Origin of the sequence: Microvenator marinus (assembly GCF_007993755.1) — a bacterium.
Taxonomy (GTDB): Bacteria; Myxococcota_A; Bradymonadia; order Bradymonadales; family Bradymonadaceae; genus Allomicrovenator; species Allomicrovenator marinus.
In genome coordinates this window covers 3263393-3288666 of the sequence record NZ_CP042467.1, presented here as the reverse complement: position 1 = coordinate 3288666, position 25274 = coordinate 3263393, and the positions used below count along the sequence as shown (strand labels likewise).

The window sequence follows — 25274 nt, the reverse complement described above, 5'->3', positions numbered from 1 at the left end:
CTACCTATGCTCCTCAAAGAACTGCGCGAGCTTCTTCAATGCTTGCGTATGAATCCGCGATACCCAGGACTTTGAACGGTCATAATCGTCTGCAATCTCTTTCATCGGCGTGTTTTCATAGTAGTGCCGACGTACGATCTCACGCTCCAAATCAGTCAAAGTCCCCATCGCTTCTTTTAGAACGTGTGTGCTCTGCTCTTTAAGCAGACGGTCTTCCTGTTTCGGTTCAGTGGACAACTCGTCCGTGTCTTGGTCCGTCAAATAGACGATCATCCCGATCTCGGAGACCATTTCACCCACACGATCGTACGCTTCCTCAGAGGTCGTCGCCCGCGGCGAATGCGCATCGATCTCAGCCTGCTCCCGCAACTTTTCATTGGCTGCATTCAGTCGCTGAAGCCGACGCACATGATTGCGCGTCAACCAGCCTTGCTCCCTGATTCCATCAAGCACCGACCCATAAATCCGATAGTAGGCATAGGTCCCAAAGCTAACTCGGCCCGTGGCATCAAACTTTTGCCGTGCGTCTAAGAGACCCTGGTAGGCATACCCCTTCAAGTCCTCAACAGGCACATCTGTACCTAGCTTCTTCAGGATCTTAAAAACGATGCGATTTACGATCCCATCATACTGGGAAAGCAGCTCATCATCGCTGAGCGCGTTTGGGTCGGTTACGGCTGTTTGTTCAGGTTTCAGCGACAACATACCCCCCTTTGGGGAACTTCTTTGAGAAGTCTTGAGCTTAACCAACTGATTTTTCAGGTCAAGCAGAAATTTTCCTCTTCTTTGCAACTATACGTCAGTGTGGTCCTCAATGGCCGCGTTCTTCGACCATTTCACACGATCAGGGAGGGACTCGGCATCGAGCCCCCACAATCGATTGGTCAGACACACAGGGGCGCCACCACCCTTTGCAAAGAGCTCGCCGAGGTCTAGCCGCTCAAGCCTAAGGCCAAGGCTGCGAAAGACCTCCTGCGCCGTCTCAGACACCGTGGTGGGCGCGATTACCGTGTCGTTGACCTGGAGACTGTTGGTATCGTAGCCAGCCGACTCGCGTGCGTTGATCAGAGCGAAGCTCGCGTGCGGAAGAAACGCCTCAAGTCGATTCAGCTCGCCGGGCAAGAGTGCCTGCGGACACACCAAAACGGCCTCCCGAATACGGTTCGTGTCTTCATTCAAACGCGGTGGCATCGCCGGCGCCTGATAGACGTTCAAGAAGGTATTCCCGTGAAACCATGGGTCGGCGTGGAAATGAATCTGAATGTGCTTCTCACTCAAGAGATGAGCCACCGCCGAGTAGGCGCGAATACCCGTACGGCCAAACCTGCCGCTACCAAAGGTGTGAATGATCTTCGAGCCCTCCGTCGCGCGGATCGCGTCGCCTTGCGCCTCCCAGACCATAGGCACACGCAGCGTCCTAAAGCCCAGGCCAGCCATAAACCCGCCTATCCAGCTCGCCTCTTCTCGCCGATGCTCCGACTTCATGGTCGGCAAGATGAAGCTCTGACGCCCCTCGCGGTCCCGGAAGTACTCGCCGGCTTCAGCCACGTAGGGCATCCCGGTCAGATTTTGCGTCGGGTGCGGAGGAATCACCAAGACCTCACCGCCCGCAGCCACAATCGCGTCCGCGAGCTGTGACCACTCCTCGCGCGCGCGCCACGGATTCGGCGCCGCCGCACGTTGAGAATTCTTGTTGGACTTTCCTCGGATGGTCCAATCCCGCCTGGGCGGGCTCATCAGATACACGGGCGTGCTCATAGGTCCTCAACTACCACTTCGTCTAGACCCTCTTCCGCCAGCGGCCATTTCAAGTCAAGCCTCTCCAGATGTTCCCGCATGATCGTCGAGAGCACATAGTTTCGATACCACTTCTTATCGGCTGGGATGATGTACCACGGCGCGTGGTCCTTATGGGTCTCCTCGATCGCTACTTCATATGCCTCCTGATACTTCGCCCAGAGCTTGCGCTCGTCGAGGTCGCCCTTGCGAAATTTCCAGACGCGCTCAGGATCCTGAAGGCGCTTCTCCAGACGCTCCTTCTGCTCCTCAGGCGAGATATGAAGCATGAACTTCATGATCATGGTGCCCTCGTCGGCGAGCAATTTTTCGAAGTTGCGGATATGTTCGTAGCGCTTCTTCCACTGCTCCTCTGGGACCAGATTGTGTACTCGCACCACCAGAACATCCTCGTAATGGGAGCGGTTGAAGATTTGAATGTGTCCGGTCTCAGGGGTGTGTTGATGCACCCTCCAGAGGTAGTCGTGGGAAAGCTCTTTTTCGGTTGGCTTCTTGAACGAATGAACTCGAACGCCCTGGGGATTGAGTGGACCAAAGACCTTACGGATCGCCCCATCTTTTCCAGCCGTATCCATGGCCTGAAAGACGATCAGAATCTTATGTTTGGATTCGGCACTGAGCTTGAACTGTAGTTCCTCGAGTGCTGCAATATTCTCGGCGTGTTTGGCCTCAGCCTTTTCACGTGAAATCTTCTTTCCGTTGGGGTCTTTCTCGCCGCGGGTGCTGATTTTGGACAGGTCCACCTTTTTTGGGGCCTGAAGCCACTCAGGATAGGGCATAGGGTTCTCCACTTTTGTGCAAATCTTGGATGTTAAAGACGGGCGAAGTATGCGATGCAATCGTCAAGCTGACAAACACACTTTGCCTGAATTTTCTCGAAGCCTGCTTTTGCGGTACGACACGTCTCGTACCGCATTGAGCTAGAATAGGAGCGGATACTCTACCCAACGCTCAAAGACTTCGTCTGAAGCAATGGGTCCGGTCTGAAATCCAAGCAAACATTCCTGAGTCTGAGGGTCTACATCCACCACCGGACCAAAGTGTAGATTGTCCATCACGACCCGTGTTCCGTCCCCACGAATCCTCCAGATCACCACTACTCGGCCAATGGTCGGAAATCGCTCGTAGCAGCGTTCAGCGTGGCTTTTGAATGCTTGAATTGAAGTGGCCCGGGGCTCGATTCCAGCTGGTTTAGAGGGCATCGGGGTGTTGAAAACTTCTTCGATCTTGGCTTCCTCTTCGGGCCTAAGTTCACCCATCCAGGCCTTCTTACCGAGCACTTTCTGGTTGATCGGGTTGTTCCATGTTTCACGTGGAACACTACGTGGGTCCGACAACTGCTCAACTTCCTCTCGACCAGAATTCACAACCTCCGACTCTGCAGCCACCGAACCAAGGTCACTTGCATCAGGGCGCGCTTTCAGCCAGACAGAAGGTTGCCGCTCCGAAGGCACAACCTGCTTAACACCTGACTCGGCATCAGAAGGCGTCTCTTGCCCCGGCCTACGGTCACCAACTCCGGTCGGATCCACCGGCGCAAAGTGCATTGGCTCCTCCCACCACATGAACATTACTCCCACCACTGCACCGATGAGCCAGAGCAGAAGAAAAGCAGGAACAAGATTGGCGCGCAAACGGTTCATTCTCTAAAATACTCCGGGAGGATGATGCCATCTTAGCATCCACGTACCATGAAAGAACCACAGCTGATTGAAACAATTCCCTGGCTTCTGGAAAAGGCTGACGACCTCTTTGACCAACGCCGCGATGAGGCCCGAAGCTACTACACCCGAGCACTCGAGGCCACACAAGACCCCGCTGTGCGGGAACACGCGCACATGCGACTCGCCGTTTTAGACCACCGAGCAGGGCAACGAACCCAGGCACTCCAACACTTGGAGGCCGCTCATTCCGCCTCCCCGAACAAGCCGAAAACCCTGCAGGCACTGGCCTCACTCTGCATTGAGTACGCAGACCCTCGAAGCCTCTACTGGGCGCTTCACTATCTAGACCAATCCGAGGCCGACCAGGCGATTCAGTCCCTCCCGCTCGTAGCGCGCTCACTCCTCATTATGAATGAACCGGAGGCCTCCTTAAGAGTGACACTAGGCGCGCTCGAACAGTTCCCGACCCACCCACATTTACTCGAAACTCTGAGCCGCATCTACGAGGCAGAAGGTGATTGGATCGCGGCGATTCAAACACGAGACACCCTGATCGATATCCTCAAATCCGCGCTTTCCAAGTACTCCACAGACAACACCCCCGAGCTGCAGGGAGCCCTCGACGTAGAAGGCGCAACCGCTCGCATTGAGGACGCGACCCGCCACCTACAAAAGGGATTACATGTTGTGGATTTGGAGGTGATAGAGGGCGAGTTTGGTCTCTCGCGGCTTAATCATCCTCAGGGGCTTCATACGCTCATCGCCCGACTATCTGTTGAACCGAGGGCTACGGAACTCTTGGGCATGGCCCAAAGGCTATGGGCGCAATCCCAGGAGTATGACCTCGACCTCCATCTCGGGTCCCTGAATCTGGCTGCGGCCATCGAGTGGAGCACCCGCAAGCTATTCTGGATGCCGCACCCTGAGCCGAAGGCTTGGGAGGTCTATGGCGTAGAGGAGGACCAGATACGTGCAGCCGTGAGGTTGCTGCAATCATCCCTAAAGTTCGAGGTCCTACCGGCGTCCGTCTATCAGCTTATCAGCCGAGCGCAGCGCCACGAGATGGAGCGTTGGCTCCTGGCATACCTACTCCATGTGGACTCGGATTCCCTGGCGAGCGCTCGGATGCTCATTTAGGAGGCAAAGAGATCAAGGTCACCACCGAGCGCGACACCTAGACAATTCATTTCCCAAATCTCCTCCGCACTAGAGCTAAATGGATCTCTGTCCAAGATCGCAAAGTCAGCGAAAAATCCGGGTTCAAGCTTGCCGAGTGACTTCTCTTGATGCCGTGCCCACGCGGCGCCGGTTGTGTAGGAAGCAAAAGCTTCTTTGAAGCTCAACGCGTGTTCCACGTGAAACACTCGGCCCTTTGCGTCCCTTCGTGTCATCGCACACGAAATCGCGTGCCATGGGTTGGGATCCTCGATCGGGAAATCCGAGCCGCCAGCCAATGTCCCTGCCTCAGCGAGATCTCTCCAACGAAAAAGCTCCAAGAGCTGAGGCGCGGAAAGCACCTGTTCAAGCCAGGCGGCGTCAGAACGCATATGAATGAACTGCACACTGGGAACCACGCCGAGCTCCCTCATTCGCTCAATATCCGCATCACGCATCATCTGAGCGTGTTCGAGTCTCAATCTGGCAGCCCTCCGCACATCGTTCGGCACAAGGGCATACGCGTCCAATACCGCAGACGCCGCCTCATCCCCGATCGCATGAACCGCCACCTGCCAGCCTCGCTCCGCCAACCACGGAATGCGCTCGTTGAGAAGCTCAGGTCCATGGACCCAAACTCCACGACCAGAATCCCGGTACGGCTCAAAAAGACGCGCACCACGCGACCCCATCGCACCGTCCGCGAAGAACTTCACACAACCCACGCCAAGGTCCACGTCACCATAGGGACCGCTATCAAAGACCTCGTGTAAATCCGGATCCATGCCATCTAGGAAGAGATAGAGACGTATCCCCAACTCCCCTTGCGCCTTCAATCGCTCCAACATGCCCATGCGGTTGGCGGGCATCCACGCCTTATGAGCCCCCGTAATACCAAAGCTTCGCAGTCGGGAAACGCTCTCCCTATAGACAGCCTCATCCTCACTCTCCGGAACCGTAGGCAGTATCGCGGACACCGGTTCCATCGCCTTATCCACGAGCAACCCTGTGAGAAGCCCACCCACTTTCACGCACTCGCCGCCCGGCATCTGTGTAGTTTCGTCAATGCCCGCCAGGCGCAGCGCGAGCGAGTTCACCCAAAACGCATGACCGTCGATTCGCCTCAAACACACCGGGACATTGGGGAAGGCCTCATCAAGTTGGCTCAGGCTAAGTCGGCTATCCCCCCAGAGGTTCTCGTCCCAGCCCATACCGAAGACCCACCCATCCCATAAGGCTGCACCACGCAGCCTCTGCAGCAACTCCTCGGGCCCCGACGCTCCACGCAGCTCCACAATTGGACTACCAAGTGAGCGTTGCCCAAGGCCCCAGAGATGTATGTGCGCGTCGGTCAGACCCGGGACCAAACAGGCTCCCTCGAGCACCACTCGCTCGTCCGTAGCTGCACTGCGGGCCTCCTCGCCGATCGCCAGAATGCGACCGGCCTCCACCAGGAGCGCGTCCGTACGCGTTCCATTTGGGTCTACGTAGATCGTCTCATGCTCAAAAAGTGTCTTCATACATTTTCCAAAAAGAAAGCCCCCACGCTGGCGTGGAGGCTCATTTAGAACTCAGAAGTAACCAACCATCACTCAGCGGACTCGCCTTCCGTAGGCTCGCCTTCAACTGGCTCAACGTTCTCGATCTTCTCTTCTGCTGGCAATTCGTTCTCAGGCACCTCTTTGGTGACTTCCTCTTGCTCGAGGATCACGAACTCCACGCGACGGTTCTTCTCCGCTCCCTCAGGCGTCTCCTTGCCATTCTCTGGCAGCGGAACCAGGGGTTGCTCCATTCCATAACCCTTCGAGACGAGCCGGTCGGTCTGAACGCCCTTGGAGATCAAGTAGTCCACGACCGATTGTGCACGGCGTGCTGAGAGATCCTTGTTGTACGCCGCTCTACCCGCATGGTCAGTGTGCCCTTGCACCTCGATCAACTTGATGCGTGGGTAGGCGTTAATCGTTGATGCAACTTCGTCGAGGAGGCTGAACGACTCTTCCTTGATCGTGGCCTTGTCGAGGTCGAAAAAGACCTTATCCAAAATCTCGATCTTGGCCATGGTGACCTGAACGCGATCGTATGGACAGCCTTCTTTCTCAGGCACTCCCGCCTTCTCAGGACATTTGTCCTTGTGGTCAGGAATTCCGTCGTTGTCGCCGTCGAGAATCGGGCAGCCCTCAAGTTCAGCCACACCCGCCACGTCTGGACATTTGTCGAGGTGGTTCGAGATGCCATCACCGTCGGTGTCCTCAGCAGGACATCCTCCGAGCTCAGCAATGCCAGCCACATCTGGGCACTTGTCGTCAACGTCGAGAATCCCGTCGTTATCGTTGTCCAAATCAGGGCAACCGTCGGTATCTTCGAAGTTGTCGAAATCTTCTGGATCCTCAGGACACTCGTCGATGTCATCCAAGAGGCCGTCGCCATCGGTATCCCCGATCTCACGCACATGCTCTGGGTATGAGCCAAAACGCACACCAAGTGCGAGGAATGGACCACCCTCGTTCAGGTTGTCAGGATTGACTCCTACGCTGGACTCGTCACCGGCAACAGTGAAGAGCAGGCCGTCGAGCTCAGGATCGCTGATAAGCCATTGGTTGAATCCAAAACGGCCGTACACGCCCATCCAGTCTGTGAGGTAGCGACGAACTTCAAGGAAGGGCCGCATCAGGACAAGGCTTGCGTCGAGGCTGTTGCCGCTCTGATACTCGTTGCTCACAGCGCCGAATCCAACACCGACACCCAACGCGACTTCCCACATATCCCGTCGGAACGCGAACGCTGGCTCAAGACCCACGTACCAAGCCGAGAGGCTCGGGTTGTCACCAAACGGCGTCTGAAAGCCACCGAAAAGCGAGATACGCGTGTTCTCCAAAAGCGACGCCTCAACGAAGAGGTCGAAATGCCATAGGCCAGTTTGGTCGAACGGTGTTTCTCCATTAGGCTCAATGAGTTGGGCGTTCCAACGCTCCATCTCCATGAACCAGAAGCCGACCTCGAGACCTACACCCCATGAGGGTTTCCACTCATAGGAGCCGTCAGCGCTCTCACGAACCTCGTCTTCTTCCTCGTCCTCATCCTCTGTCTCTTCGGTATCCTCAGTCAGGCTCTCTTCCGATTCCGGCGCTTCTTCAGCGGGAGCTTCTGTTTCCTGAGCAACTACAGGTGAGGCCAATAGGGCGGCTGCGAGGCACACCAGAAATGATCCAAAAATTCTAACCATGTTCTCTCCAGGCGAGAAATCAATTTATGGCGCCTCTTTTACGACGTCAGGCCGCTAAATCAAAGCAGAAACTCAGTGCGCCTATTTGTGCAACTTATGCGTCAGTCGAGGTAGTACTCGAGCAGGTACGGGCCGGGGTCACCGAGATAACCCGTAACCTGAATATAGTAAGGACCCGCCACGGAAACCACGTGATAGAGATCCTCGTCTACACCCTCCGGACGTAGCGATGAGCCCGCGATGGTAAAGTTCCCATCTCCGTCTGGATCGTTCCAGAGGTATAGGTCCAGATCGCCCACGATTGGTGCCGCCATATCGAGGTAGACGTCCACGCCATCCCCGACTTCCAGGGACCCAAGATTGTACCAATCGCTTGTGTTGGCGCACACCCCGCCGTCGATGTACCACTCCGGGAGCAACAACGAAGCGGTCGAACGCGATTGATTCGGCGCAAAGATATCCTCGTTTTGGCAGGACGAGAGCTCTTCGACGAGCGATATCTGGTAGTAGGTGTCCGTAGCGGAAACGTTGCTCACACGCGCAACATAAGTGCTTCCTGCCTGTGCCGTGAACGATACCCGAAGCCCGCTCCCGAAGGTAGCGCCAGTCCCAACCGGGGTCGTGCCGTTCGCCAAGACCTCCACATCCACATCCCCAAGGGTGTCGTAGTAGGGGAGATTCAACCGATACGCCCGGTTTGGCGTCACATCGAGAGCAAAATAGTCTACATCGGCGTCACAACTAATCCCGACCGTCATCGAACCCGCGCCCAACAGCGTTGCCGTAGCAACGGAGTCATTCGGCTCGTTAAAATCCAGGTCGCAGAAAGACGAGCCGCACACGTCGTCCTCATCCGTCTCGCCGTCACAATCGTTGTCGATTCCGTCGCAAATCTCGACGCCCGGCGCGGCAGCCACGGCATCACAGACGATCGCACTCGAAGCATCACAGATAAAGGCTCCGGTGACTTCACAGGCTCCAACTCCCACCGAACAGGACTCCCCAACGTCCAAACCGCCATCCACTACACCGGTACATGCATTGTCTTTACCGTCACAGAGCTCCGGCGCCCCAGGGTAAACGGTGGCATCCGCATCATCGCAATCCGGCCCAGGATCACAGCCATTGCCGTATCCGTCACCGTCCTCATCCACGCAACCGTCGGGCGTAGCGCACATGGTCAGAATACAGACCTGTTGCGGCGATGCGCACTCCATGGCTGTGCCCCACTTTCCACACGTCTCGTCAGTGCTTGAGGGATCAGGCTCGCACATCTGCTCAAGGTCTCCCTGGCATTGCGTAAAGCCCACCGTACACTCACACGGTTCAGGTTCCGGCTCAGGCTCGGGTTCCGGCTCAGGCTCGGGTTCCGGCTCAGGCTCGGGTTCTGGCTCAGGCTCGTTCTCATCTACCGGAGGCATCTCTGGCGGAGGCGTCGTATCTCTCAAATCCTCGGTTTCATTGGGCATACCCTCTTCTTCGGTCGGGTCGTCGGACCCGCACGCGCTGAGGATTAGAGATAAGATAAGAACGTATTTGAGCATACAACACCCGTTACATCGAAATTGGCGCCGGAACTTACAAAAATCGAGCTAACCAATCAAGAGGCACACTTTTCTTAAATCCAAAGTCCAACCCCACACGTTCTGGCTACCTGTCCTTTGGAGATAAATATGAAACTCTTTTACCCAATTCTTGCAGTCCTTGCCTTGCTGACTTCATCAGCGCATGCCCTTGATGCTCTGGTACCCATGGAAACCGGAGTCATGCGGATTGAAGCATCGGCGTCTGCCAAGGACGAACTTATCCAAGCGATGCCCGATGCCCAAGAGCGAGACATGCGTCAGGGGCCCGATGGTCGCTGGCACCTGCTCTCCCAACCCGACGCAGTCAATGAGTTCTACTTCCTGCGTATATCTAGATACCCGACGCGCAGCACTATGAGGTATCGCATTAAACTCGGCCCCGAAGGCGTTTCTCGTCTTGAAAAACTGACCACGTCTGGCGATGACCTGGCGATTTTAGTTGCTGGCGAGCTGATTGAGGTTAGGCCATCAAACTCATCCATGAATGAACTCACGATCACCTGTCCTAGATCCTCCTCCACATGCATTCCAGAAATGTCACGTCTGACCAAGAGAGAATGAGTGTTAGAGGGTTCCGATCCTGAAGATGGCGTCGCCCTTGTTCACCAGCGGTGAAGTCGCGTGAGAGAGCACCACGCCGGACTTGGGGGCACTGATCTTGAAGAGCTTGGAACCAAACGGATCGCCCACCGACCCAAGGCTCATGGACTCCTCCACCTGATCACCGCTACGCACCTTGGGACGAAGCACACCCGCGCGGCGTGCCCTGACCCAACGCGTATTTTCGACCCAAATCGTCTCCGTCTCGGGCATCTTTTCGATCATGCCTTTGGCGCCAAGTACGCGTAGCACGCCCTCAAAGGCCTGCTGAATGGCCGGCTTCTCAAATCGCAGGCCCTCGCCGCCCTCAAAGAGCACCACGGGCACACCGAGGCCCTGAGCAGCCTTTCTAAGCGAGCCGTCGCGCGGCGAGTCCTTGAGCGTGTAAGGCATCCCAAAGGCCTGAGCCAACTCCCGGGCTTCGGGCCATTCGTGGTTCACCCAGGCCTGCGGAAGGTTAAAACGCCCCTCGGGTCCAGTATGCAGGTCAATCCCGACGTCGGACTTACACACCACATGCTCGATCACCTTGTTCGCAAGCTGCGAAGCCATCGACCCCCGTGTGCTCCCAGGAAACGACCGGTTTAGATCTCGCCTGTCCGGCAGATATCGCGACTTTTGTATGAAGCCGAAGACGTTGACGATCGGCACCAGAATCACGGTACCGGCGAGCTCCTGCGGGTTGAGCGCGCGACCGAGCTTGCGCACGACTTCAAGCCCATTGACCTCGTCCCCATGAATACATGCGGTCACGAAGACAGTCGGCCCATCTTCCACGCCACGGATCACCTTCACTCGCATATCGACTTCCGTAAAATCAGGAAGTCTACCGATATCGATCATAATCTCAGACCGAACCCCGGGCGGTATCTCATGGCCGGCGATCTCGAAATCAGCCAACCTTATTCTCCCGCAGCCGCTCCATCAGATACTCGTCCGCAGTCTGCTCAGGATACCGAGGCTCCTCGCCGTCTTTGAGGCACGACGCCAGAACCTTGAGCTTCGCGTCCGGATGAGGGTGCGTAAAGAAGGGCATCGAGTAGCGATCGGTGGGCGTACCCTTCGGATTCACCACGCGGTGCGTGGTCGCGGGAATGACGTCATTCGTCACCCGACGCATCATGTCTCCGGTATCCACGATCATTTGCCCTGGCAATGACGGGACCTCTAGCCACTGTCCATCGCGCGTCAAAATCTCGAGCCCAGACTGAGTCGCTTCAGGCAGGAGCGTGATCAGGTTGATATCCTCATGAGCAGCGGCACGCATCGTACCCGGGTCATCGAATCCATCGCACACAGGGTAGTGAATCACGCGAAGCACGCTGTTCCCGTCTTTGGCCATGTCCGGGAGCGCATTCGGCGCTTCGCCAAGGTAGACCGAAATCGCCTCAAGCAGGTGCTGTGCGCACGTATCCATGGCTGTGTAGAGCGCCATGGTCTTGGTTCGGAAGTCCTCGATCTCACTCGGCCACTCGTTTCGCGGCATGCGGCGCGCCAGAGGATGCCCGGCTGGGAGCTCACGGCCGACGTGCCAAAACTCCTTCAGGTCCGCCTTCTCGTGGCCTTTCGCGTGCTCCACGCCAAACGACGTGTACCCGCGCTGGCGACCGGTCTCCGGGCGTTCGTACTTGCGCTTCGACTCGTCATCGAGACCAAAGAGCGACTCAAAGAGACGGTAGTTTTCGTGTATCAAATCCGTAGGCACGCCGTGCCCGTCCACAGCCACAAAGCCAAGCTCTTGAAGGGCCTTGCCGAGGGCCTGCACAAAGGCTTCGCGCTCTTCGGCACCACCGTGGGTATAGTCTCTCAAATTCACTACGGGAATCGTTTGCTCGGTCATCGATACTGCCTACGTGGAGGAAACTCTGCGCGGAAAACTACTCATACTCTGCAATTAAGACAAGAGTCTGCGCGCAATTGCCTCAACTCCCGACCCGCGGTCAAGTGGGATCACAAAACGCGCCACCGCGCCCTGCCCATCTTCTCGATCCACGAGCTCAAGCTCGGGATCACCCGCATAGAATCTACGTAGCCGCTCCTGCACGTTCTTGAGTCCAAGCCCACTGACACGCGGCTCCGCCATCTGAGCCGGCGTCGGCACCCCGGGGCCATCGTCCAAAACCTCTACCAAAAGACCGTCCTCGGTTTCGCTTAGCCGCAGCTCCACGCAGACCTCATCCCCGCGTGATGCGTGCTTGATCGCGTTTTCCACAAGGGGCTGCAGAATCAAAGGCGGCACCCTCAGATGCTTGAACTGCTTGACCGACGCCCCCACCTCAAACTTAAGCCCATCACCAAAGCGGGCGCGCTCGAGCTCCACATATCGTTTGATCTGCTCGACCTCGTCGGCGAGCGTCGTCTCTTCTTTGTCGCGGGCAAGCGTGTATCGAAGGAAATCCGAGAGCTCCAAGGTCAACTCCCGAGCGCGCGCGGGGTTCGTGCGAATCAGATACGCGAGGGTGTTCAAGATATTGAAAAGAAAGTGTGGCTGCACCTGATATTGCAGGGCTTCGAGCTTCGCCGTATGCGCCTGTTCTTTGGACGATTGAGCTTCTTCCCTCAGCTTTTCCAGATCTCCGGCCAGGGTGAGCAGCGCCATGAACACAACGGCGCCCACCGTGTTCGCCACAATTTTTGCGATATGAAGCGTATGGTTTGAGGCCTCCACGAGCGCAAGCTCAGGGTCTACGGCTACCATCACAGCACCGATCCCAAAGTGGTAGAGCAGCTGTACAAGCGTCGCGCCGAGCGCCACGGTCCACACGCCGGTCCCAAACTTACGGCTCCACCACCCAGACAACGCGCCCACCAGAATGCTCGCCGCACACGCGTAGAACGCCATCGGCATGCCAATTTGCCAGCCATACACGAGCCCCGCCAAGAGGCCCACCACGGACCCGACCTTTCGCCCACCGAGAAACCCCGCCACGATGATGCCCAACATGCGCACGTTGAACCGCTGGCCATCGATCGACATCCCGAGAAAGACTCCCCAGATGGCGACGACACTGAGCACTGCGGCTAGAAAGAGACGCCGGCGGACGGAGGCCTCTCGGCCTGTCTCCTGCAACCAGACTTGCGCCGGGCGGACCATGAGAAGTGTCAGCGCCACCGCCAGGAGCACCGAAGCCTTCTCGAGTAGCCGAAGTATGAGTTCAAATGCCTGCATTCAAGACCTAAGAGCAGAGGACCAAACTCTAGCCCTCGTAGACAAGTTGCCGCAAGAGCAGTACAAAAACTCCACAATGTAATTAAGGAGTTCCCGTGAAGATCGGCGTCTTAAAAGAGACGGCCGCTCGCGAAAAGCGCGTGGCCGCAGTTCCCGATACCGTCAAGCAATACGTCAAGATGGGCTACGAAGTCCTCATCGAGCACAATGCAGGCCGCGATGCCCGTCTTCCAGACTCGGTCTATGAGGAGGCTGGGGCACGTATCGTACCGAGCTCGAGCGAAATCTGGACCGAGTCCGATATCGTCCTCAAAGTCCGCCCACCGAGCACCGAAGAGGCCCAGAACGCCCGCGAAGGCCAAATCATCATCTGCCTCTTCTGGCCCGCACAAAACCCAGAGCTCATCGAGACTCTCGCGGCTCAAAAGGCAACCGTGCTCGCCCTCGACGCCATCCCGCGCATCTCGCGCGCGCAGGCCGTGGACGTTCTCAGCTCACAAGCCGCCATCTCCGGCTACCGAGCCGTGATCGAAGCAGCACAAGTCTATGGCAGATGCTTCGGTGCTCAATTCACGGCCGCAGGAAAGTCCGACCCGGCGAACGTGCTCGTCATCGGCGCAGGCGTCGCCGGACTCGCGGCCATCGCCGCGGCACGTGATCTTGGAGCACAGGTCAGCGCCTTCGACACACGCGAAGCCGTCAAAGAGGAGATCGAAACCCTCGGCGCCAAGGCGCTTAACGTGGAGTTCGAGGAGTCTGGAGAGGGCACAGGCGGCTACGCCAAAGTCATGAGCCCCGAGTTCATCGCCGCTGAGATGAAGCTCTTTAAGGACCTCGCCCCAAAAACCGATATCGTCATTACGACCGCGGCTATCCCGGGAAGACGCGCACCCACGCTCGTCAAACAAGAGATGCTAGAGGCCATGCGTGAGGGCTCGGTGGTTGTGGACCTCGCGGCCGAAACCGGCGGCAATTGTGAGCTCACCAAGGCCGATGAAATCGTCGAGTTCAACGGCGTACAAATCATCGGCTACACGGACCTCACAAGCCGAATGCCCACACACGCCTCGGACTTCTTCAGCAGGAATATCGCCCAACTCATCGGCCTTCTCGGCAAAGCCGACGCGTTTAAGATCGACCTCGAAGACGATATCTTCCGGCAGATGATCGTGCTCCAAGACGGCGAAAAGATGTGGCCACCTCCGCCGCTCGAAACGCCGGCCCACACACCACCGGCCGAGCGCGCCCCGATACCCGTCGACCCAGCCCCGCTGCTAGATAGTGCGCCCAAGAAATCACCCGCGGGTTTCATCGCGAGCCTAATTCTCATAACCCTCGCCGTGGTCATCGGGCTCAAAGCGCCATCTAATTTCATTCAACACCTGGCCATCTTTGTGCTCGCGTGTTTCGTGGGCTGGAAGGTGATTTGGAACGTCAAAGCCTCGCTCCACACGCCACTCATGAGCGTCACCAACGCCATCAGCGGGATCATCATTCTAGGCGGACTGCTGCAGATGAAAACGGACTCATCACAAGTCGTCCTAGCGCTCGGTGGACTCGCCACGCTGGTGGCCAGCATCAACGTCTTCGGTGGGTTCCTCGTAACCCAACGCATGCTCGCGATGTTCCGTTCGGACAAAGCAACCAAAGGAGGTCAACATGTTTGAACTACCCGACAACCTCCTCACGATGGTCTATCTCGTGGCCTCCGTGCTCTTCATCATGAGCCTCGGGAGCCTCTCACGCGAGGAAAGCGCGCGGCGCGGAAATGCGATGGGCATCGCCGGCATGACACTCGCCATCGTAGCCACGTTTTTTGCCGACCCAACACTCGCGCTCGGCCTGATGCTGGCTGCCCTTGCGGTAGGCGGCGCGATGGGCGCGTTCGCCGCGAGACGCGTGGCCATGACCATGATGCCCGAGCTCGTCGCCATCCTTCACAGCTTCGTCGGGCTCGCCGCCACACTCGTGGGCTTTGCGACCTACCTCGGACAAGACGCGGCAGCCCACACCGTGGTCTTCCTCATCGAAGTCTACGTCGCTGTGGCAGTTGGTGCGCTCACCTTCACAGGCTCCATCATCGCCTACCTGAAACTCTCCGGTAAAATGGGTGGCGCCCCGCTCCTGCTCCCTGCACGCCACGCCATCAATATCGCCATGGTCGCCGGCATCATCGTGCTCGGCGTGATGTTCGCCACGGCAGGCGACACGGGCCTGAACTTCCTACTCATCAACACCGCCATCGCCTCGGTTCTCGGCATCCACCTCGTCATGGCCATCGGCGGCGCAGACATGCCCGTGGTCGTCTCCCTCCTAAACTCGTACTCGGGCTGGGCCGCAGCAGCCGCGGGATTCATGCTCTCGAACGACCTGCTCATCGTCACAGGTGCACTCGTCGGAAGCTCCGGCGCCATCCTCAGCTATATCATGTGCCGCGCCATGAACCGCTCCATCTGGAACGTGGTCTTTGGCGGGTTCGGCACCTCCGAAGGAAAAACCGTCACCGCACCAGACGGCGAGTTGGGCGAAGTACGCGCGGTGGTTCCCGCCGACGTCGCGGCCAAACTTAAGGCCGCAAAACGGGTGGTGATCGTACCCGGATATGGCATGGCCGTGGCCAAGGCCCAACACGGCGTGAGCCAGATTACACGCCAGCTTCGCGACTCCGGCGTTCAGGTCTTCTTCGGAATTCACCCCGTCGCCGGGCGCATGCCAGGACATATGAACGTGCTTCTGGCCGAAGCCGACATCCCCTACGAAATCGTGCTCGAAATGGAGGATATCAACGACGACTTCGAAAAAACCGACGTCGTCTTGGTGATCGGCGCGAACGATATCGTCAACCCCGATGCCCTGAGCGACCGAAACAGCCCAATCTACGGGATGCCCCAACTCGAGGTCTGGCATGCGGGCGAAGTCTTCGTCTTCAAACGGGGGATGGCCGCGGGGTATGCGGGAGTTGGCAACTCACTCTTCTTCCGCGAAAACACCTCGATGTGCTTTGGTGACGCCAGAGCCACCGTGGACGAGATCCTCAAGAGCCTTTAGAACTTCATCGTGGCCTGAAACTTCGGGGAGTTGACCGCTCCCTCGCCAAACTGGTTCTCCAGAAGCTCAATTTTCTCGTTCGGTGACAACGGGTCGACTGTCTGGTTCTTCAGATGGAACCCTCCAGCGAGCGCGGTCACTGACGCGATACCTGCCACAAAAGAAATCCCTGAGGGTACCGCACCACGACCTGCTCCCGCAGGAGTTGCGAAGGATGCTGCAAAACTACCAAGCTCAGCTGTCATCATGATCGTAGAGATGACAAGACCCGCACTCCCGACCACGATCAGACCCTTGCCAACCTGGACATCCCGCTGAGCCTCGGAGTAGGCCTCAGCGAGGTCTGGCCTCCCGAGTGCGTAGTAGAGCTCCTCGCCCTCAAGAACACGGCCAAAGCTCGTGACTCGACCGTCGCTAGTCACATCAAGGTCAGGTCGTCCCGCACGCGCCTTACGATCCGCCATCTTTTGCGCGTGTGCAAAACTGATCTGAGCGGCCTTCTCCTGCGCAACCGCCACCTGTTCCTGAGCGCTCAATTGGGCCTCTTGTGCGTTCGCCGCTTGTGAAAAGAACACCAAACAAGTCGCTGCCATCATCATCAGAACATTTTTCATTTCAAACTCCATCGTATTGTTCGTCCTCTCGGACATGCAGGGTGTTAGAGCGAAACTCGTGCCAAAACTGCCGCAACGCCATAAGCTCCTATTATTCCGATTGTTATCGGCGTCGCCGGGGTTGGACTGAAGTGCGACAGCTTGCTCACCAAAACAGCAGATGCGCACACCATGGACATAAAATGTCCACAGCCTCCATCCTCTGACCCTGGAAACATATTTGGGGCTGCCCTGCATTCGGTTTTCGAGTAAGGTCGCCCCAAGTTGTTTTTAAATGAACGGTCTTGCGCACTCACCTGCGCAGCCAACAAACCAAGAGGATGACATGATCAAGAAGATTATTCTTTCATTGCTCGCAATCTCTTTGAGCGCCTGTGGCATCAGCGAAGATGTGCACAACGCGGTAGTCAAAGATCTCGAAAACACGCGCATGCAGCTCGCGGAAACCCAGCAGGAAAAAGAGCAAAACGAGGCAGCGCTCAATCAAAAAATCGCGGAACTCGAAGGACGAATCGCCGAGCTCGAAACCAAAGAAACACAACTCTCGGCCGAGATCGCTGATGCTCGAGCCGAGCTCTCTATGTACGAAGATAAGACGGGTGGCCTCGAGAAAGCTCTTGCGGCAACCAAAACGGAACTCGACGAGCTGCGCAAACAAAAAGTGCTTCAAGAGAAGCGACTCGCCGAGTACCGAAAACTCACCGAACAGCTCGCGAGCATGGTCAAAACCGGAAAGCTCCAGGTCAAAATCCGCAACGGAAATATGGTCCTTCAGCTCTCCAACAATATCCTCTTTGAGTCCGGAAAAACCGACGTCAAAAAGGAAGGACAAGACGCGCTCACCGAGCTCGCCGGCATCCTTGCGACCATTCAAAACCGCAAGTTCTTGGTCGCTGGTCACACCGATAATGTGCCGATTTCTTCCGGGCGGTTTAAGTCGAACTGGGAGCTCTCCACGGCACGCGCGGTCAACGTCGTGACCTACCTGCAAGAGGCTGGCGTCTCGCCAAATGCCATGGCTGCTGCAGGCTACGGCGAATTTGACCCGGTCGCGGATAACAGCACGGATGATGGCAAAGCGGCTAATCGTCGTATCGAAATCATCCTCCTTCCGAACCTCGACGAGCTCCCGAAGCTTCCAAAAGAAGTCCTCGAGGGGTAATCTGGTCGTGATGTCACGACCTTCTCTTAAATCTTTGGGGCTCGCCCTCAGTTTTGTTCTGGGGCTGAGCTGCGGCCGCACCACCGGCCTTGCGCCGGTAGAAGTCGCGCCCCAAGTCGAGCGCACGCAGAGCAGACTCAACCAGCTCGTAGAGCTTGAGAACTCGTTGAGCAGCGCTATTTTGGAGGTCGAATCCCTTGAAACCCGGTTCTTCGACGCCAAGATTTCGTACGAGGACCCGTTCCCAAAAGACCTCTTCAAACACACCGCGATGGCATGTGTCACGCAAGCCGTCTGGGAAGAAGTGGAGCCAGAATCCGAGCCTGCAATCGTCGCCGACAAGTTGGGCGTCAAATGCGCCGTTCCTCCACTTCCTGCGCTGGAAACCGCGCTCTACGAACTCCCACCACCAGAGCGCGAAGAGGCGCTCGACGCCATTCGAGTGGTGGACAAATTGCGCCACAACAAGGCCGAAATCGACCAAGCACTCCTTAGGGCACCGCGCGTGATTCAGGAGGTCTTGACCTGGGTTGCTGCCGCACGCGCAGACCTTCGTCAGACCGAAAACGAACTCAACCGCCGCCGCCCAGAGTACACCGACGACGACTTCGAACTCTCCATGACCCGCATTCGTGCTGCGCGCGAAGAGTTCGACCGCCTCGAAGAACTAGCTCGCCGTGTCAACGCAACTCTAGAAAACCGAACCGAACGCCTTGAGCGTGTCATGCGCACGACCTACCGCGGAATCTCACTCCTTTAGCAATCGCGGCATCGAGTATGAAATGGCTTAAATTCACCGGTCTGGTCATCTTCCTTGGCGCCGCCCTCATTCTGATCCAGTTCTGGGGGCTTCCCGCACTTAGCAACCACGCCCTGATCGAAGAAAAGCTCGTCGAGCTAGGCCTACTCGGCCCACTCATCTACGTGGTCGGCTACGCCATACTTATCGTGCTCACCGCTCCTGGGACTGTGATTACGCTGATCGGCGGCGCTGTCTTCCCGCTCCATATCGCGTTTGCACTGGTGATCATCGGGGCAATGATCGGGGCGACATTGTCCTTCTTTATCGCACGCTATCTCGGCCGCGACGCGGTCAACGAGGTCCTCGGCTCCGAAGGCAGAGTGGGCCAGTGGACCAGTAAGATCAACGACCTCATGACCACTCGGGGGCTCATGGCAGTAGCGTACCTGAGGATGGCCTACGTTCCCTTCGTAGTGCTCAACTACTTGGCACCACTGAGCGGCATCAGATTCCGAGACTTCTTCTGGGGAACGCTCCTCGGAATCCTCCCCGGCACGTTTGTCTTTGTGTTCATGGGGAGCGCTATCAGGCAGGCGTGGCAAGCCGGAGACTTGAGCGAACTGGTATCTGCGCGCAGTGCCGTAGCGCTTGCGTTGTTCGCGCTAAGCCTCGCCCTTCCCTGGGTCCTGAACCGGTTGAAGAAACGGACTAAAGCCGATTAAGCCCGTTCAGCGCGGCCACACGGTAGGCCTCGGCCATGGTTGGATAGTTGAACGTGGTATCCGCAAAATAGTGAAGCGTATTCGCGCCGTTCTTCTGGGCCATGATCGCCTGTCCAATGTGTACGATCTCGGCCGCCTGATGCCCAAAACAGTGAATCGCCAAGATCTCATGCGTCTCGCGGTGGAAGAGAATCTTGAGCATCCCAACCTCACAGCGCACAATCTGGGCGCGGGCGAGGCTTCGGAAGAGGGCGTGTCCGACTTCATAGGGGATTTGTTTTTCGGTCAATTCCTTCTCGGTCGGCCCAATGCAAGAGATCTCCGGACTGGTCCAAATCCCTGATGGAATGTTGTCCACAAGACGCCGATTGCACTCCCCATGCACCGCATGTTGCGCCGCAAAACGCCCCTGATCGTAACTCGCCGAAGCAAGCCCCGGAAAGCCCACCACATCGCCCACGGCGTAGATATGCGGCTGTGAGGTCTGGTAATTCTCATTAACGTCGAGCTGCAATCTCGAGTTCGTAGAGAGCTCCACATTCTCAAGCCCAAGCCCCTTGGTATTGCCAGTGCGCCCCTGAGCCCAAAGCAGATACTCACTCTTGAGCACTTTGCCTGACTTGAGATGAAGCTCCACGTGGTCATCAAAAGGCACCACTTTGGCGTACTCTTCATTATGCCGAATCAGCGCGCCCTGATCGCGAAGATGGTAGCTCAGCGCATCAATAATCTCGTCATCGAGGAAGCTAAGGAGCTTGTCGCGCGTGTTGACCAGGTTAATCTTGCAGTCGAGATTCCTGAAGATCGACGCGTACTCACAACCGATAACACCCGCACCGTAAATGGTGATCGTGCCTGGAGTCGTGTCCAGCTGAAGCACCGTGTCGGCGTCCAAAACTCGCGGATGTTTGAAATCCACATCGGAAGGACGATAGGGTTTAGTTCCCACCGCAATCACAAATTTCTTTCCGGTCACACGCTCGATGACGTTCTCGTCACTCATCACCTCAACGGTGTTCGGGTCCACAAATCGGGCGTGTCCGTCGATAAAGCGAACGGTGTTTCGCTCATAAAATCTTTTACGTAGGCTCGATTGTTTTTCAATCACTCGCCCGGCCGCTCCGAGAAGCTGTGGGAACGTGACGTTCAGATTCTCGATATGACTCTGGAAGAGCGGATTCTTCCGGAAATCCACGTACTCCATCACCGCGTGGCGCAGCACCTTGCTCGGAATCGTTCCCCAGTGCACACAACCACCACCGACCTCTTTGTAGCGGTCGATAATCGCCACCTTCTTCCCAGCCTTCGCGGCCGTCATCGCCGCGCCTTCACCGCCTGGGCCACTTCCTATCACCACCACGTCGTACATCATCTGAGTTCCTTTGGACCGGGGAATCTTCGGGCAAGGCTTATACCACCGAGAGCGTTGACCGCATACCCCACGTCGTCTACCAAGTTCAAAGTTGTAAACCAAAGGAGCAAAGAATGCAGAGACACGACGGACGCGAACTCGACGAACTTCGACCCCTACTCATCACCACGGATTTCACGGCGTCCCCGGCGTCCTCCGTACTCATCCGGTGTGGCGACACCATCTTGTGGTGCTCGGCATCGATCGAGGAATCAGTCCCGAGATGGATGCAACGCGAAGAACCCGGCAAAGGCTGGGTGACCGCCGAGTACATGATGCTCCCCGCGTCCACCACACCTCGCTCCAATCGCGAAGGCCGGCGTGGCCAGATCAGTGGCCGTACTCAAGAAATCCAGCGACTCATCGGCCGAAGCCTGCGCGCCGCCATGAACCTCAACAAGCTTGGACCCCGCACCATCACGCTCGATTGCGAAGTCCTCCAAGCCGACGGTGGCACCCGAACCACCGCTATCACCGGCGCGTTCGTCGCCCTGGCACAGGCTTGCAAACGCCTCAAAGATCAGGGCCTGATCGAAGAAAACCCGCTTAACTTCTCGGTCGCAGCGGTCTCGGTAGGTGTTGTCGACGGCGTGGCCATGCTCGACCTCCCTTACGTCGAAGACGTGGCAGCCGCGGTCGATATGAACGTGGTCATGACCGGTTCCGGCCGATTCATCGAAGTTCAGGGAACCGGCGAAGAAGCCACCTATACGCAGGAAGAGCTCGATTCGCTCCTCGTGCTCGCCAAAAAAGGCATCAAGGACCTAAATCAAATCCAACGGGCCGCCCTTGGTGAAGACCCGTTCTACGCCCCACTTTTCGAATGAATCACTCCGTACTTCTCACCGATCTCTACCAACTCACCATGGCCGATGCCTACTACCAGTCAGGCAAAGCCGAGGATGAGGCGGTCTTCCATCTCTACTTCAGGAAGCCCCCGTTCAAAGGCGGTTATGCGCTGGCATGTGGGCTTGAAAGGGCCGCCGAGTTTCTAGAGAACTTTCGGTTTTCAAGTGAAGAAATCTCCTATCTTTCAAGACTGACGGGTGCAGACGGAAAACGTCTGTTTTCTGAGGACTTTCTGGATGCGATGGCCGAGCTCAAGTTCACATGCGACGTGGATGCCGTGGAAGAGGGCACACCCGTCTTTGCAAACGAACCCTTGATCCGAGTTCGGGGTCCTATCTCACAATGTCAGCTGATTGAAACGCCATTACTGAATTTTGTGAATTTCGAGACACTCATCGCTACGAAAGCATCGCGGCTCCGAGAAGCCGTGAAGGACGATCAACTCCTTGAGTTCGGCATGAGACGTGCCCAGGGCCCAGATGGCGCCATGGCGGCCAGCCGCGCGGCATATGTCGGCGGGGCTGACGCCACGTCAAACGTGCTCGCCGGAATGAAATTCGGCATTCCTGTGAAGGGAACCCACGCCCATAGCTGGGTGATGTCCTTTGATACTGAGCGCGAAGCGTTTGAAGCTTATGCCCGCGCCATGCCTCATAACTCGGTCTTTTTGGTGGATACCTACGACACCCTCGACGGTGTGCGTCGTGCGACTGAAATGGCCAAAATCATTGAGGAAAAGGGGCACCGACTCGGTGGAATTCGTCTGGATTCCGGAGATTTAGCCTATCTTTCGATCGAGGCCCGAAAGATTCTGGACCAGGCTGGGCTGAACGACGCCAAGATCGTGGCGAGCAATGATTTGAACGAGAATATCATCGAGTCTTTGAAGGCTCAGGGCGCAAGAATTGATGTCTGGGGCGTCGGCACACAATTGGCCACGGCCTACGACCAGCCCGCGCTCGGCGGCGTATACAAGCTCGCCGCGATTCGAGAGAAAGGTGGCGATTGGGAACATCGACTCAAACTCTCAGAACAAGCGGTGAAGGTATCCACGCCTGGCATCCTTGGCGTTCGCCGCTACTTTGATGGTCAGACCTACGCAGGCGACCTGATTTACGACGAACTTTCTGGCATTGATGAACCCGCAACGCTTGTGGACCCGGCTGATTTCACGAGGCGAAAACCGGTCTCGACCTTTGAATTTGAGGAGCTCCTCGTTCCGATATTCAGGGACGGTTCTCGTGTCTATCAAAGCCCGGGCGCTGAGGCGGCACGCCGGCGCGCGCGCACTGAGCTGCTTAAATTCCACGCGTCGATTCGCAGATTCATGAACCCCCATGAATATCCAGTGGGATTTGACGCAAGACTGCATACGCTCAAAACAGAGCTTATCCTCAAGGCCCGAGGGCTTGCGCAGCCTTAGGACTCAGGGTCCTCATCACCGTCTTCAGGCTTGAGGTTATCGTAAACTTCTTCTCGATAGATTGGCACGTCGCGTGGTGCGATTATTCCGATACGAACCTGATTGCGACGAATCTCTTTGACGACGATTTCTATATCGTTACCAATCCGTATCGATTCACCAACCTTCCTGGTCAGGGTCAACATACGGCCCATCTCCTTGGCGGAGTGAAGTACCTACTTCACTACCCTAATGTCCATTGCTCGGGTGACAATCACTCCAAACCCGCAACGGCACGACTCCTGCCATCTTAGCGGAGCTTAGGGATTTGAGGAAATTTTTTGTGCAAGCAGGCACTATCGGAAAGGGGCGGTCCATACAAAACCCCATAAATCGTTTGTTTTACAGATACTTATAAGCCCCATTAGAAGCACTGATCGAACCACAAAAATAGGACTCTTCGTCTACAAATTGAAAACCAAGACGTCTAAACGTCGCTTCATTTGCCGATCCCTGAGAATTCACGTAGAAACCGCGTGCTGATTTGATGAATGGATGGAGGAGTTATGAGGCGAATTTTTTGGCTGGCGTTGACGTGTTCGGCACTAGTGGCCTGCGGTACCGATGATACTGAAGAACTCAACTTTGATCCTTCGGGTGATACCGAAGAAGGCGACGAGTACGAAGAATTCGTCGCTGGAAAGGCCGATTCGCCCACCGGATTTGGTGCAGACATTGAGTTCGATGCGGCGTGTGAGACCGGAGACGAGTTAACCATTGCGTCGGTTGGAGATGTGCTGCTTCACGCCCGACTCCAACAACAAGCCTTTGCTGAGCCTGACCGCTACATAAGCCTATGGAGCGGGGTCAAAGACCTGATGGAGCAGGCAGACATTACCTACGCAAATCTGGAGGGCCCCACCGCTCCCGGAACCAATGCATACGGTCGCGACGTCCCAGACCCGGGACTGCGTTATGATAATGTCGTCTACACCAGCTACCCGATGTTCAACTACCACCCGGCTCTGCTAGACGACTTGATGGCAAGCGGCGTGGACGTGGTTTCCACAGCGAATAACCACAGCTTGGACCGCCGAAGCCTTGGGGCAGACCGCACTATTGACGAATTGAACCAACGTGGCTTGCCTCACACCGGCGTGCGAAAGAGCGATAGCTCGAGCGAAGACTGGTGGACCGTTGTCGAGGCCAAAGGCTGGAAAGTCGCGTTCCTGGCGTGCACCTATGGAACCAACGGTATCCCTGACCCTCACAAGCAAGTCTTGATGTGCTTTCAACACGCGGACAAGATCGAGTCGATGATCCAGACACTTTCCGCGCGCAGCGACCTGGACGCGGTGATTGTGACACCGCATTGGGGAGCAGAATATACGGCCAACCCAAGCCGCGAACAGTTCCAACTGGCCCATCGATTCTTGGAAGCCGGTGCCATCGCTATCCTCGGAAATCATCCCCACGTGATTCAGCCCTGGGAGCGCTATGTGACATCCGATGGTCGAGAGACTTTCGTAATGTATTCCCACGGCAACTTTGTGAGCGGGCAGCGCCAACTACCTCGGCGTTCCACACTTATCCTCTACCTTGGGCTCGCCCGAACTGCCGAAGGCGTCAAAGTTCGTGGGGCACGATACATACCGCTCCATATGACAGATACCGGCAACGGACTCACCCTTGAATCCGTGGACCGCGTTGGAAAATACGCGGATGCTCGCCAGCACGTCACGCGTCTTATGGGGAGCCGCTATCTACTCTCACCCAATGATGACCTCGTCACAAACCCTCAATGCGACCCAGACTGGGTTGCGCCTCACGCCCACGATGGTTGGGTTGGTGGCTCGTGCGAGTCCAGCGATTCGTGCTCACAAGACACACAGTGCGACACAGACTTGCCCGGCGGATTTTGCACCATGCCGTGCACAACCACCTGTCCTGACCTCGCCCGACGCCCGACTACATTCTGTGTGGATTTGGGTGACGGTAACGGCAGCTGCGTGCTTCAATGCACCGAAAGCGGTGAATGCCGTGAGGGCTACTCGTGCGAAGTCGAGCAACGCCTCAATCAGCCCGGAACATTGCGCAAAGTCTGTATCCCGACACCCATCCAAGAATAGT

At 56.8% G+C, this 25274-nt stretch carries 23 protein-coding genes; 10 read left to right on the top strand and 13 right to left on the bottom strand.

From position 1 onward, the window contains the following. The 4 genes from FRD01_RS13505 to FRD01_RS13490 all read right to left on the bottom strand — a co-directional run bounded on the left by FRD01_RS13505 (nt 1) and on the right by FRD01_RS13490 (nt 3440). The gene (locus FRD01_RS13505) at nt 1–705 is read right to left on the bottom strand and encodes a sigma-70 family RNA polymerase sigma factor (RefSeq protein ID WP_146960473.1); all 705 of its coding nucleotides are present in this window, start codon (nt 703–705) and stop codon (nt 1–3) included. Between the two features lie 87 nt (nt 706–792). Beyond that, a complete protein-coding gene (locus tag FRD01_RS13500; protein ID WP_146960471.1) occupies nt 793–1758 on the bottom strand; it encodes a hypothetical protein in 966 nt (321 codons plus the stop codon). Beyond that, nucleotides 1755–2576, bottom strand: a complete 822-nt coding sequence (locus tag FRD01_RS13495; RefSeq protein WP_146960469.1) for a PPK2 family polyphosphate kinase — start codon at nt 2574–2576, stop codon at nt 1755–1757. Before FRD01_RS13495 ends, FRD01_RS13500 begins: the two co-directional genes overlap by 4 nt. Nucleotides 2577–2717: 141 nt before the next feature. Then, a complete protein-coding gene (locus FRD01_RS13490; protein WP_146960468.1) occupies nt 2718–3440 on the bottom strand; it encodes a hypothetical protein in 723 nt (240 codons plus the stop codon). Nucleotides 3441–3488: 48 nt separating this feature from the next. On the opposite strand from FRD01_RS13490, the gene FRD01_RS13485 reads away from it, so the two are divergent. After that, complete coding sequence (locus FRD01_RS13485) at nt 3489–4598, top strand: tetratricopeptide repeat protein (RefSeq protein ID WP_146960466.1); 1110 nt, start codon at nt 3489–3491, stop codon at nt 4596–4598. Here the strand turns inward: FRD01_RS13485 and FRD01_RS13480 are convergent. The 3 genes from FRD01_RS13480 to FRD01_RS13470 form a co-directional block, all read right to left on the bottom strand. Beyond that, on the bottom strand, nt 4595–6136 hold the full coding sequence (locus FRD01_RS13480) for an amidohydrolase (protein WP_146960464.1): 1542 nt from the start codon (nt 6134–6136) through the stop codon (nt 4595–4597). The two genes, FRD01_RS13485 and FRD01_RS13480, sit on opposite strands and share 4 nt — an antisense overlap. Nucleotides 6137–6204: 68 nt before the next feature. After that, nucleotides 6205–7839: an OmpA family protein gene (locus tag FRD01_RS13475; RefSeq protein ID WP_146960462.1), complete on the bottom strand. Its 1635-nt coding sequence runs from the start codon at nt 7837–7839 to the stop codon at nt 6205–6207. A 101-nt stretch (nt 7840–7940) separates the two neighbouring features. After that, on the bottom strand, nt 7941–9383 hold the full coding sequence (locus tag FRD01_RS13470; RefSeq protein WP_146960460.1) for a putative metal-binding motif-containing protein: 1443 nt from the start codon (nt 9381–9383) through the stop codon (nt 7941–7943). A 129-nt stretch (nt 9384–9512) separates the two neighbouring features. Here FRD01_RS13470 and FRD01_RS13465 point away from each other — a divergent pair, with 129 nt between their 5' ends. Beyond that, a complete protein-coding gene (locus tag FRD01_RS13465; protein ID WP_146960458.1) occupies nt 9513–9986 on the top strand; it encodes a hypothetical protein in 474 nt (157 codons plus the stop codon). A 3-nt stretch (nt 9987–9989) separates the two neighbouring features. Here FRD01_RS13465 and FRD01_RS13460 read toward each other — a convergent pair whose 3' ends face one another. Genes FRD01_RS13460 through FRD01_RS13450 form a run of 3 tightly spaced genes read right to left on the bottom strand, consistent with a single transcriptional unit; the run spans nt 9990 to nt 13194 of the window. After that, nucleotides 9990–10925 carry a succinylglutamate desuccinylase/aspartoacylase family protein gene (locus tag FRD01_RS13460; RefSeq protein WP_146960456.1) on the bottom strand — a complete coding sequence of 312 codons (936 nt, stop codon included), beginning with the start codon at nt 10923–10925 and terminating at the stop codon, nt 9990–9992. After that, the gene (locus FRD01_RS13455; protein ID WP_146960454.1) at nt 10918–11865 is read right to left on the bottom strand and encodes an isopenicillin N synthase family dioxygenase; all 948 of its coding nucleotides are present in this window, start codon (nt 11863–11865) and stop codon (nt 10918–10920) included. The genes FRD01_RS13460 and FRD01_RS13455 overlap by 8 nt, the downstream gene beginning before the upstream one ends. A 54-nt stretch (nt 11866–11919) precedes the next feature. After that, entirely contained in the window at nt 11920–13194 is a 1275-nt protein-coding gene (locus tag FRD01_RS13450; protein ID WP_146960452.1) for a sensor histidine kinase, read from the bottom strand. Between the two features lie 95 nt (nt 13195–13289). On the opposite strand from FRD01_RS13450, the gene FRD01_RS13445 reads away from it, so the two are divergent. Both FRD01_RS13445 and FRD01_RS13440 read left to right on the top strand, forming a co-directional pair. Then, nucleotides 13290–14861 (top strand): Re/Si-specific NAD(P)(+) transhydrogenase subunit alpha, encoded by a 1572-nt coding sequence (locus tag FRD01_RS13445; protein WP_146960450.1) that lies wholly within the window; start codon nt 13290–13292, stop codon nt 14859–14861. Continuing rightward, nucleotides 14854–16242: an NAD(P)(+) transhydrogenase (Re/Si-specific) subunit beta gene (locus FRD01_RS13440; protein WP_146960448.1), complete on the top strand. Its 1389-nt coding sequence runs from the start codon at nt 14854–14856 to the stop codon at nt 16240–16242. The genes FRD01_RS13445 and FRD01_RS13440 overlap by 8 nt, the downstream gene beginning before the upstream one ends. Here FRD01_RS13440 and FRD01_RS13435 read toward each other — a convergent pair. Then, nucleotides 16239–16856 carry a hypothetical protein gene (locus FRD01_RS13435; RefSeq protein ID WP_146960446.1) on the bottom strand — a complete coding sequence of 206 codons (618 nt, stop codon included), beginning with the start codon at nt 16854–16856 and terminating at the stop codon, nt 16239–16241. The two genes, FRD01_RS13440 and FRD01_RS13435, sit on opposite strands and share 4 nt — an antisense overlap. A 325-nt stretch (nt 16857–17181) precedes the next feature. On the opposite strand from FRD01_RS13435, the gene FRD01_RS13430 reads away from it, so the two are divergent. The 3 genes from FRD01_RS13430 to FRD01_RS13420 are packed head-to-tail and all read left to right on the top strand — an operon-like array spanning nt 17182 to nt 19482. Beyond that, the gene (locus FRD01_RS13430) at nt 17182–18018 is read left to right on the top strand and encodes an OmpA family protein (RefSeq protein ID WP_249755612.1); all 837 of its coding nucleotides are present in this window, start codon (nt 17182–17184) and stop codon (nt 18016–18018) included. Nucleotides 18019–18028: 10 nt separating this feature from the next. Continuing rightward, the gene (locus FRD01_RS13425; protein WP_146960442.1) at nt 18029–18778 is read left to right on the top strand and encodes a hypothetical protein; all 750 of its coding nucleotides are present in this window, start codon (nt 18029–18031) and stop codon (nt 18776–18778) included. 17 nt (nt 18779–18795) lie between these two features. Beyond that, nucleotides 18796–19482, top strand: a complete 687-nt coding sequence (locus FRD01_RS13420; RefSeq protein ID WP_146960440.1) for a TVP38/TMEM64 family protein — start codon at nt 18796–18798, stop codon at nt 19480–19482. On the opposite strand, the gene sthA is transcribed toward FRD01_RS13420, so the two are convergent. Next, nucleotides 19469–20854: a Si-specific NAD(P)(+) transhydrogenase gene (gene sthA / locus FRD01_RS13415; protein WP_146960438.1), complete on the bottom strand. Its 1386-nt coding sequence runs from the start codon at nt 20852–20854 to the stop codon at nt 19469–19471. The two genes, FRD01_RS13420 and sthA, sit on opposite strands and share 14 nt — an antisense overlap. 113 nt (nt 20855–20967) lie before the next feature. Between sthA and rph the strand changes: the two genes are divergently transcribed. Further along, nucleotides 20968–21720, top strand: a complete 753-nt coding sequence (rph, locus tag FRD01_RS13410; protein WP_146960436.1) for a ribonuclease PH — start codon at nt 20968–20970, stop codon at nt 21718–21720. Continuing rightward, nucleotides 21717–23165, top strand: coding sequence for a nicotinate phosphoribosyltransferase (locus FRD01_RS13405; RefSeq protein ID WP_146960435.1), 1449 nt, complete (start codon nt 21717–21719; stop codon nt 23163–23165). Before rph ends, FRD01_RS13405 begins: the two co-directional genes overlap by 4 nt. Here FRD01_RS13405 and csrA read toward each other — a convergent pair. After that, a complete protein-coding gene (csrA, locus tag FRD01_RS13400) occupies nt 23162–23350 on the bottom strand; it encodes a carbon storage regulator CsrA (RefSeq protein ID WP_146960433.1) in 189 nt (62 codons plus the stop codon). The two genes, FRD01_RS13405 and csrA, sit on opposite strands and share 4 nt — an antisense overlap. 360 nt (nt 23351–23710) lie before the next feature. Between csrA and FRD01_RS13395 the strand changes: the two genes are divergently transcribed. After that, a complete protein-coding gene (locus tag FRD01_RS13395) occupies nt 23711–25273 on the top strand; it encodes a CapA family protein (RefSeq protein WP_249755611.1) in 1563 nt (520 codons plus the stop codon). Nucleotide 25274: the final 1 nt, after the last annotated feature.

Excerpts from the sequence above, each read along its gene's own strand:
- FRD01_RS13490 (WP_146960468.1), bottom strand. The coding sequence starts at position 3,440 with ATGAACCGTTTGCGCGCCAATCTTGTTCCTGCTTTTCTTCTGCTCTGG.
- FRD01_RS13430 (WP_249755612.1), top strand. The coding sequence starts at position 17,182 with ATGATCAAGAAGATTATTCTTTCATTGCTCGCAATCTCTTTGAGCGCC.
- FRD01_RS13395 (WP_249755611.1), top strand. The coding sequence starts at position 23,711 with ATGAGGCGAATTTTTTGGCTGGCGTTGACGTGTTCGGCACTAGTGGCC.
- FRD01_RS13475 (WP_146960462.1), bottom strand. The coding sequence starts at position 7,839 with ATGGTTAGAATTTTTGGATCATTTCTGGTGTGCCTCGCAGCCGCCCTA.
- FRD01_RS13420 (WP_146960440.1), top strand. The coding sequence starts at position 18,796 with ATGAAATGGCTTAAATTCACCGGTCTGGTCATCTTCCTTGGCGCCGCC.
- FRD01_RS13425 (WP_146960442.1), top strand. The coding sequence starts at position 18,029 with ATGTCACGACCTTCTCTTAAATCTTTGGGGCTCGCCCTCAGTTTTGTT.
- FRD01_RS13495 (WP_146960469.1), bottom strand. The coding sequence starts at position 2,576 with ATGCCCTATCCTGAGTGGCTTCAGGCCCCAAAAAAGGTGGACCTGTCC.
- rph (WP_146960436.1), top strand. The coding sequence starts at position 20,968 with ATGCAGAGACACGACGGACGCGAACTCGACGAACTTCGACCCCTACTC.
- FRD01_RS13435 (WP_146960446.1), bottom strand. The coding sequence starts at position 16,856 with ATGAAAAATGTTCTGATGATGATGGCAGCGACTTGTTTGGTGTTCTTT.
- csrA (WP_146960433.1), bottom strand. The coding sequence starts at position 23,350 with ATGTTGACCCTGACCAGGAAGGTTGGTGAATCGATACGGATTGGTAAC.
- sthA (WP_146960438.1), bottom strand. The coding sequence starts at position 20,854 with ATGATGTACGACGTGGTGGTGATAGGAAGTGGCCCAGGCGGTGAAGGC.
- FRD01_RS13405 (WP_146960435.1), top strand. The coding sequence starts at position 21,717 with ATGAATCACTCCGTACTTCTCACCGATCTCTACCAACTCACCATGGCC.
- FRD01_RS13480 (WP_146960464.1), bottom strand. The coding sequence starts at position 6,136 with ATGAAGACACTTTTTGAGCATGAGACGATCTACGTAGACCCAAATGGA.
- FRD01_RS13500 (WP_146960471.1), bottom strand. The coding sequence starts at position 1,758 with ATGAGCACGCCCGTGTATCTGATGAGCCCGCCCAGGCGGGATTGGACC.
- FRD01_RS13470 (WP_146960460.1), bottom strand. The coding sequence starts at position 9,383 with ATGCTCAAATACGTTCTTATCTTATCTCTAATCCTCAGCGCGTGCGGG.
- FRD01_RS13465 (WP_146960458.1), top strand. The coding sequence starts at position 9,513 with ATGAAACTCTTTTACCCAATTCTTGCAGTCCTTGCCTTGCTGACTTCA.
- FRD01_RS13450 (WP_146960452.1), bottom strand. The coding sequence starts at position 13,194 with ATGCAGGCATTTGAACTCATACTTCGGCTACTCGAGAAGGCTTCGGTG.
- FRD01_RS13485 (WP_146960466.1), top strand. The coding sequence starts at position 3,489 with ATGAAAGAACCACAGCTGATTGAAACAATTCCCTGGCTTCTGGAAAAG.
- FRD01_RS13455 (WP_146960454.1), bottom strand. The coding sequence starts at position 11,865 with ATGACCGAGCAAACGATTCCCGTAGTGAATTTGAGAGACTATACCCAC.
- FRD01_RS13505 (WP_146960473.1), bottom strand. The coding sequence starts at position 705 with ATGTTGTCGCTGAAACCTGAACAAACAGCCGTAACCGACCCAAACGCG.
- FRD01_RS13440 (WP_146960448.1), top strand. The coding sequence starts at position 14,854 with ATGTTTGAACTACCCGACAACCTCCTCACGATGGTCTATCTCGTGGCC.